Raw genomic sequence first — 7333 nt, forward strand, 5'->3', positions numbered from 1 at the left:
TAAACTAGAAACTGGAGTTTCACATGAAAAGCATTAAATTCATCGTCCCGGCATTAATTCTGTCTCTCGCATCATTTGCTAGCGTCGCCGCCACTCAAATACAGACTAATCAATCAGCAGGATTGAATGAAATTGGCGTGATTTCTGCCAGTAATGCAACTACCTTGACCGAGTTAGAAGATGCATTGGCGCAGCAAGCCAAGGCTGCCGGTGCAAAATCTTTCCTGATAACTTCTGCGACCGGCAATAACAAAATGCACGGTACCGCCATTATCTATCGTTAATACCCGTCTCTCCGGTTAACGCTTTATCTCCTTCTAAGAGCGCATTGGCGCTCTTTTTGCCGTGGCCAATGTGAATTTTTTGTGACAGTTGTGTTATCCCCTAGACAGTTTCGCTTCCCTCGCTTAGCTTGGTATTTCCTCCTAAGTTAAAGGTTATATGATGAGCGAAATATCTACCTTAACCATTAAAATCCCTCTGGAATTAAAAGAGAAAATCAAGGCTGCTGCCTTAGAAAAACAGTTTTCCCTGAGTACCGAGGTGTGCGAAAGATTAGAAAAGAGCTTTGAGGTTGATGTTAAAAGTAGTAAAGCCAGCCGCAAAGATGCCAAGTTGCATCAAGGTGAGATTGATAGCCAAGGTGTAGAAGAGATTTCAGAGCAGCCGTTAAGCCAAAAAGAGTTGAAGAAACTGCGACAATTATTGAAAGACGGTGTGAAAGCGCCTCAGAAGAAAAAATAAAGATAACACCACAATACTTCATCAAAAACTATCGGGTGGCTCAGCTCACCCGATGACTGTCGCGCTACCTCTGACAATAGAAACGTTTACTGCCCATCCAATCCCCGGATCGGCTTAACCGAGGCCCAGGCTCGGCATGATGGACAGTGCCAGTACAGAGAGTGCGCGGTAAAACCACATTTATGACAGCGATAACGGGGTTTGGTCCGAATCTGTTCTCCTACCATGTCTCGCAGCAACAGCAAGCTCTCTTTCGCTCGCCCTTCTTCTGCATCTGCCAGGTGATAATCCATTAATCGATAGAAAACACGCATGGTGGGATGGCGTTGTAACTGGCGGTTGATATAGGTTTGTGCCACATCACGGCCTTCATGCTGCTCCAGTATTTCTGCCAGCATCAGTTCAGCCGTAGCACCCGTATTATCTTCAACGCAGCGTTTGAGGAAATTCGCCCACGCCTCGGGCTGTTGTAGATGTTGGTAGCAATCGCTCAACATAGGTAATGCCTCGCTGACCACTTCCTTATCCTGCTCCAGCACACGCTCCAGCGCCTCTACGCCCTTGGCATATTCACCCTTGGCAATATGCACCCGACCTTGCATGATGGAGACACGGGCGCACTGCTTATCCGCAATAGCCGCTTTCTTCAGCAACCCCATTGCTTTCTCTAAATCATCACTCCCCATGGCTTGCAGCGCCAGTTCGCAATAGAAATGCGCTATCTCCAGTCGCTGATTATCTTTGCCCATCTTGACCAGTTTTTCCGCCACTTCAATCGCGTTGTTCCAATCACTGGTGGCCTGATGAATAACCAATAACTGCTGTAGAGCCCCGAGCCGAAAATCTTGCTCTTCAACCAATTGATTGAACATATCCTCTGCCCGATCATATAACCCCGCGGCCATATAATCACGACCAAGTTGCTGAATTGCCAGCAATCGTTGTTCAAAGGTCAGAGAAGCACTTTCCATCAACGCCTGATGAATGCGGATAGCGCGGTCAACTTCACCACGAGAACGGAACAGATTCCCTAATGTCAGATGCGCTTCAACGGTCGAACTGTCTTCTTTCAACATCTCAAGAAACAGATCAACCGCTTTGTCCTGCTGATTAGAGAGAAGGAAGTTAACCCCTGCCACATATTCACGAGACAGACGGTTAGCATCCTGTTGCTTATCCTGCTGAGCGCTTCTACGCCCCATATACCAGCCATAGGCGGCAGCGACGGGCAACAGCAGAAACAGCATTTCTAACATAGAAAATTATTCCTTGCTGACAGCAGGTGTGGAAACAGCCGCACTGGATTCAATAGGCTGCTCTTGCTGTGACTCAAGACGTTTAATTTTCCGCTCTGCGCGCCCCAGTAAAATTCGAACTCGCAGATAAAAAAGCCCACAAATAACCCACCCAAGTACCAAGCCCGCCGCAAAAAGCGTTGCCAATAACGTAGATACCCGATATTCGCCCTGAGCCAATAAATAGTTAAAGGTAACGACTTGATCGTTATTTGCCCCTAACGTGACTGAAATCACGAAAATCACCAGTACTAACAAAAAAATCAGCAAATATTTCACGTTTTTTCCTAAAGGCCGAATCAACCTGATGAATTATGCCAAAAATGTGGCGCCCTTACTTGATAAATTAGCACTTCCTTACCCAGCAAAGAAACCCTGCACCAAGATAAAGCGCCGATTGGGCACCTAATTGATATTATTTTAAGCGACTGGGCTGAGAATAATAACTAATCACTCAATTTTCCTCATGCTCACGTTTTTCTATCTCGCGCTGTTCCTGTGGCAAAATGGCTAACGAGCCGAACCAACGTTGTACTAAGCTACACACAATGGCGACCAATAACCCGCTGATAAGTGCTGCGGCTACCAGATCCCGTGGCCAATGCATGCCTAATACCAACCGGCTCATCATGACACCTTGCGCCCATATCATTAGCAAAATGACGGTTTTATAATGTCGCCGTGGCCACAATATGCCTACCGCCAACAATGCCCAACTGGCAGCAAAAACCGTGTGACCTGAGGGGAAAGCGAAGCCAGTTTCAAACTGCCAATGACTGCTCAACCACGGCGGAATAATGGTTTGGCTCTGTAGTTGCTGTTTGACCAACTCACTGCGTTCAGCACGGGGAAGCGAATAGAAAAAGCGATTATCAATATGATGTTCTGCCTCAAGCCAGACGACAAATGGACGAGGTTCTTGTACCTGCTCTTTAATCAGTGATTTTATACCCTGACCGACAAGAATTACGCCGCCCATCAGGACCAACAAACCCATCGCGGGTTTAATCCGAAACCGTAGGCACCATAAAAACCAGCAACTGAGCAACGCACTGGTCAAGATTCCCCATGGCGCAGTGACCGTTTCAGTCACCCAGAACACACTTTTCAACCAAACATTATTACTGCCGGGTTGCCACTGCCAACCAGAAAGCCAGATAACAAGGGTGGGTAAGAGTAAGATAAGTGTTCCGACAGTGATTCGTTTCGCTATATTCCACATCTGGGGCCCTTGGTTACACATAATGTCTATATCGTCTTTTCCATGGTGATAGCACAAATTGTACAGCAGCTATAACCACACAGTATAAGTCCCATTAATCATTGATAACATAAACAAAATTATGTTATTACCCAAATATGTTCTCGTCAGACATTTTCTCTTTCCTTTTCGCTGCTTTGTTGAACAGCAGTGAGCCAAAAGTTATGGCAATATAGCTAATAATGATCGCAGAGAAATTTTTTATTTAACCCTATGCCCTAAGATGAAGGGATATAACGGGTTAAAGCGGGTATCCACATCAGGATGCGCGATAACATCCTTAAGGTCTGAAGTTATAATATGAACAGTAAGATGCAGCTTAAACGTGTAGCAGAAGCCAAGTTACCGACGCCGTGGGGTGATTTTTTGATGGTCGGTTTTGAAGAGTTAGCCTCTGGCCATGATCATCTGGCCTTAATATTTGGTGATATCAGTGGTGATAAACCAGTGCTCTCCCGTGTTCATTCTGAGTGCCTGACAGGTGATGCTTTGTTTAGCCTGCGTTGTGACTGTGGTTTTCAGTTAGAAGCCGCATTGGCGCACATTGCCGAAGAGGGGCGCGGTGTGCTGATTTATCATCGTCAGGAAGGCCGTAATATTGGTTTGCTGAATAAGATTCGCGCTTACGCATTACAGGATAAGGGCTTTGATACGGTGGAAGCTAACCATCAACTCGGATTTGCCGCCGATGAACGTGACTTCACCTTATGCTCAGATATATATAAATTACTGGGCGTCAAAGCCGTGCGCTTGCTAACCAATAACCCGAAGAAGGTTGAGATTCTCTCCGAGGCGGGGATCAATATCGTTGAGCGGGTACCATTGATTGTCGGGCAAAATCCCAAGAATGAACAGTATATGGCCACCAAAGCGGCCAAAATGGGCCATCTGCTGACCAAATAATTAGCCGCGTTCAAGAACAATAAAGGGTGGTTTCTCAACCACCCTTTTTATCGAACCAGTATCGTAGTGACACTGTCACTAATGGTTATACCATTCTAATAACTACAGCATTTTGCGGATAACATAATGCAAAATGCCGCCATTTTCGAAATAAACCAATTCATTACCTGTATCTATACGGCAGTGGGTATCTACTATTTGTTGCCGCCCGTCAGCATAGGTTATCGTCACCGCCACCTTCTGCCCTGGGGACAGTTTTTGTAACCCACTGACGCTAATGGATTCATCACCCGTCAGCCCCAAAGTTTTGCGATTAACCCCTGCTGGGAACTCGAGGGGCAAAATACCCATCCCAATTAGATTGGAGCGATGAATACGTTCAAATGACTCAGCAATCACTACCCGCACACCCAGTAGCCTTGGCCCTTTAGCTGCCCAGTCACGACTCGAACCGGATCCATACTCCTTACCGGCAATCACCGCCAATGGCACATTCTCCTGCTGATAGCGCATAGCAGCATCATAGATAGCCATCTCATTTTGTGACGGAATATGACGAGTGACACCCCCTTCAACCCCCGGGACCATCTCATTACGGATACGGATATTGGCAAACGTCCCACGCATCATCACTTCATGATTACCACGACGGGAACCGTAGGAGTTAAACTCTTTAATCTCGACCCCACGATCACGTAAATAGCGGCCCGCAGGGCTATCAAGTTTGATATTACCGGCGGGAGAAATATGGTCGGTGGTGACAGAATCGGCCAAAATCGCCAAAATACGTGCATGGTGAATATCCTCAACCGGATCAGGCAACGCTTTCATATCACTAAAGAAGGGAGGCAAACGGATGTAGGTGGAATCGCTCTGCCAGTCATAGGTTGGTGTGCTATTAACCTGAATCGACTGCCACTCTTCATCGCCATCAAATACGGCGGCATATTCCTTACGGAACATCTCAGTTTTAACCTCTTCAACAGCTTTAGCGATTTCAAATCCGCTAGGCCAGATATCCTTTAGATAAACCGGCTTGCCGTCAGGGTCGTTACCGAGCGCCTCTTGTGCCAAGTTGACATTCAAATTACCGGCCAGAGCATAAGCCACCACCAGCGGCGGCGAAGCCAGCCAGTTGGTTTTGACTAAAGGATGAATGCGCCCTTCAAAGTTTCGGTTACCGGACAGCACCGCACCGACGGTTAAATCCCCGACTTTGATGGCATTTTCTATTGGATCAGGCAATGGGCCAGAGTTACCAATACAGGTGGTACAACCATAACCCACCAGATTGAAGCCCAAATTATCCAGATAAGCGGTTAATCCGGCGGCATTGAGATACTCAGTCACCACTTTAGAGCCTGGTGCCAGCGAGGTTTTCACCCACGGTTTGGTTTTTAGCCCCTTCTCTGCCGCTTTTTTAGCTAACAGACCGGCTGCCATCAGTACACTAGGATTCGAGGTGTTGGTGCAAGAGGTTATCGCGGCAATTACCACCGCGCCGGGCGCCAACTCGTGCGTTTTTCCCTCCAGCGTGAAGCTAACATGGTCAACTTTATCTTTTTTGCTATTGATTTCCAGTTCTTCAAACGCTTTAAAAGCTAAAGGCACTTTGGGTAAAGCGACCCGGTCTTGTGGCCGCTTTGGTCCAGCCATACTGGCTTCCACCGTGCTCAAATCCAATGAGAGCTGGCTGGTGAATATTGGCTCGTCACCAGGATGACGCCACAGCCCCTGTGCTTTACTGTAGCCCTCAACCAAGGCTATCTGTTCATCACTGCGGCCACTTAAGCGCATATACCCCAGCGTTACGTCATCCACCGGGAAGAAACCACAGGTCGCACCAAACTCCGGCGACATATTGGCTATAGTCGCGCGATCTGCCAGTGGCAAATCAGCCAGGCCATCACCATAAAACTCAACGAATTTGCCTACTACCCCGTGTTTTCGCAGCATTTGCGTTACGGTAAGCACCAAGTCCGTGGCAGTGATCCCTTCACGCATCTTACCGGTCATTTTGAAGCCGACTACATCGGGAATTAGCATCGAGACCGGTTGGCCCAGCATCGCGGCTTCCGCTTCAATCCCACCAACCCCCCAACCGAGTATCCCTAAGCCATTGATCATGGTGGTGTGGGAATCGGTCCCCACTAGCGTATCAGGGTAAGCGACCTCCCGCCCCTGCTGCTGTTCATGCCATACCGTCTGCCCCAAATACTCAAGGTTAACCTGATGGCAGATCCCGGTACCCGGCGGCACCACACGGAAACGGCTAAAGGCTTTCTGCCCCCAACGCAAGAAGATATAACGCTCGTGGTTACGTTCCATTTCGAGCCGGACATTCTCGCCAAAGGCGGCTTTATCGCCAAACTCGTCAACAGTGACGGAATGGTCGATAACCAAATCTACCGGTGACAATGGGTTAACCTGCGCCACATCGCCCCCCAGCCGTTTGACTGCTTCACGCATCGCAGCCAAGTCCACTACCGCCGGTACCCCGGTGAAATCCTGCATTAATACCCGCGCGGGCCGATAAGCAATCTCCCGGCTGGCATGCCCGGTGAGCTGCCAATCGACAATGGCTTTTAAATCCTCCTCTTGAACCTGTTCGCCATCCAGATGACGCAGTAGATTCTCCAGCAACACTTTCAGTGATTTCGGCAGTCGGTCAATATCCCCCAGCACTGCCGCCAGTTGCGGCAGGCTGTAGTAGTGATATTCGTGATTAAGAGCGACCAACTTGGCCATACTCGTTTTTCGCAGATCCAACGACATAGCGCCTCCATTGTTTCTTATAAGTGTTCTAAAACAGCATTCATCTCAACAAGGCTATTCCCTTGAAATTATGAGGTCTGAATTAAATATAACACAAAGAAACATTAACATTTTGGCAACAATGGCGATTACTGGTAGCGATAGGTGTAAACGATGGTGATGGCCAATGTGTGTCAATTACTAAGATGACAAATCGCGATAAGAAAGGTCCCATTCAAGAGCATTGTTTGCCGATTGCTCAGATCCATCATTTATTGCTTCAAGACGTTGAGTGAATTTAACCATATTACTTTCTATTCTTTCAGAAATTTGAGTAATTTCAACCATATTACTTTCTATTTCTATAAAATTTGTA

General features: G+C 47.5%; 7 protein-coding genes. 3 read left to right on the forward strand and 4 right to left on the reverse strand.

All coding sequences use genetic code 11. From position 1 onward, the window contains the following. The first annotated feature begins 23 nt into the window (after positions 1 to 23). A complete protein-coding gene (gene bhsA / locus V2A85_RS20635; protein ID WP_420072236.1) occupies positions 24 to 284 on the forward strand; it encodes a multiple stress resistance protein BhsA in 261 nt (86 codons plus the stop codon). 160 nt (positions 285 to 444) lie between these two features. After that, on the forward strand, positions 445 to 744 hold the full coding sequence (locus V2A85_RS20640; protein ID WP_193784662.1) for a hypothetical protein: 300 nt from the start codon (positions 445 to 447) through the stop codon (positions 742 to 744). 86 nt (positions 745 to 830) lie between these two features. Here V2A85_RS20640 and lapB read toward each other — a convergent pair whose 3' ends face one another. The 3 genes from lapB to pgpB form a co-directional block, all read right to left on the reverse strand. Further along, on the reverse strand, positions 831 to 2000 hold the full coding sequence (gene lapB, locus V2A85_RS20645; RefSeq protein ID WP_083158899.1) for a lipopolysaccharide assembly protein LapB: 1170 nt from the start codon (positions 1998 to 2000) through the stop codon (positions 831 to 833). Positions 2001 to 2006: 6 nt separating this feature from the next. Further along, positions 2007 to 2318, reverse strand: coding sequence for a LapA family protein (locus V2A85_RS20650; protein WP_005191595.1), 312 nt, complete (start codon positions 2316 to 2318; stop codon positions 2007 to 2009). A 175-nt stretch (positions 2319 to 2493) separates the two neighbouring features. Continuing rightward, on the reverse strand, positions 2494 to 3261 hold the full coding sequence (gene pgpB, locus V2A85_RS20655) for a phosphatidylglycerophosphatase B (protein ID WP_372558981.1): 768 nt from the start codon (positions 3259 to 3261) through the stop codon (positions 2494 to 2496). Between the two features lie 351 nt (positions 3262 to 3612). Here pgpB and ribA point away from each other — a divergent pair, with 351 nt between their 5' ends. Further along, positions 3613 to 4203: a GTP cyclohydrolase II gene (gene ribA / locus V2A85_RS20660; RefSeq protein ID WP_083163652.1), complete on the forward strand. Its 591-nt coding sequence runs from the start codon at positions 3613 to 3615 to the stop codon at positions 4201 to 4203. Positions 4204 to 4305: 102 nt separating this feature from the next. Here the strand turns inward: ribA and acnA are convergent, their stop codons facing one another. After that, positions 4306 to 6978, reverse strand: a complete 2673-nt coding sequence (gene acnA / locus V2A85_RS20665) for an aconitate hydratase AcnA (RefSeq protein ID WP_372558980.1) — start codon at positions 6976 to 6978, stop codon at positions 4306 to 4308. Between the last annotated feature and the right edge of the window lie 355 nt (positions 6979 to 7333).

Origin of the sequence: Yersinia sp. 1252 StPb PI (assembly GCF_048593885.1) — a bacterium.
Taxonomy (GTDB): Bacteria; Pseudomonadota; Gammaproteobacteria; order Enterobacterales; family Enterobacteriaceae; genus Yersinia; species Yersinia enterocolitica_E.